This window comes from Salinibacterium sp., from assembly GCF_031364185.1.
Lineage (GTDB): Bacteria > Actinomycetota > Actinomycetes > Actinomycetales > Microbacteriaceae > Rhodoglobus.
Map to the genome: position 1 here is coordinate 1 of NZ_JANLVV010000075.1, position 1035 is coordinate 1035.

The window sequence follows — 1035 nt, forward strand, 5'->3', positions numbered from 1 at the left end:
CGCAGTCGTTCCGGGATGTCGGGGTGTACAGCCTCGATACGGTGCATGTTCTCGGAGCTGGTGCTACGGCGGCCTCTGTTATCGCCGGGGTGGCCGGGCTCGGCGCGAACAGGGTGTTGGTCTCCGCGAGGACGCCGGCAAAGGCGGCAGGGCTCGTCGAGCTTGGTGTCGACCTCGGGGTTGAGGTGATGGTTGACGGCTGGGGCGTTGTGCCGCGCTCGATGGAGGTCCCCACTGCCGTGGTGAGCACCCTGCCCGGTGGAGTGACAGTTCCCGACGTCACGTTCGAAGCCAGATCGACGAGCGTGCTGCTCGATGTCGCATATTCTCCCTGGCCTAGCGCACTCGCCACCTCGTGGGCGACTGTGGGATCCACCGTCATTTCGGGACTCGACCTTCTGGTCAACCAGGCCGTTGGGCAGATCCGGATCTTTCTCACCGGCAACCCGGCCGAGCAACTGCCGGATGAACCGGCAGTGGTCCGAGCGATGCGAGAGGCTCTGCACCCCCACTGAGACCCGCCGTGTGGCTCGGTCCGGAGTCGGCGTCGCGCCAGGGGAGGATCGCGCTATGAGAGGATTGGGACATGCTGCGTTGGTTGACGGCTGGTGAGTCGCACGGTCCCGAGCTCGTCGCCATTCTCGAGGGGCTTCCCGCCGGAGTTCCCGTGACCGCCGAGGCGATCCAGGCGGACATGCAGCGTCGTTCGCTCGGGTACGGTCGCGGGGCGCGCATGAAATTCGAACAGGACGAGCTTTCTATCAGTGGCGGAATCCGGTTCGGTGCCAGCATGGGGAGCCCGATCGCGCTGCGCATCGGCAATACGGAGTGGCCGCGCTGGATCGATGTGATGAGCGCCGCCGCCGTCGATCTTGAGTCGCTGCCGAAAGGGCGCGGCGCAGCCCTGACCCGACCTCGACCGGGCCACGCCGACCTCGTTGGCATGCAAAAATACGACTTTCCCGAGGCGCGGAACGTGCTCGAGCGGGCCAGTGCTCGTGAAACTGCGGCGCGGGTCGCGCTGGGTGCCGTAGC

General features: G+C 66.5%; 1 protein-coding gene and 1 pseudogene. Both read left to right on the top strand.

What is annotated here, in order from left to right; translation table 11 throughout:
• Positions 1 to 515, top strand: a pseudogene (locus RMN95_RS03820) (shikimate dehydrogenase); the annotation flags it as partial.
• Between the two features lie 71 nt (positions 516 to 586).
• Positions 587 to 1035, top strand: a 449-nt coding sequence (locus RMN95_RS03825) for a chorismate synthase (RefSeq protein WP_309615634.1), incomplete at its 3' end; no start/stop codon positions are given.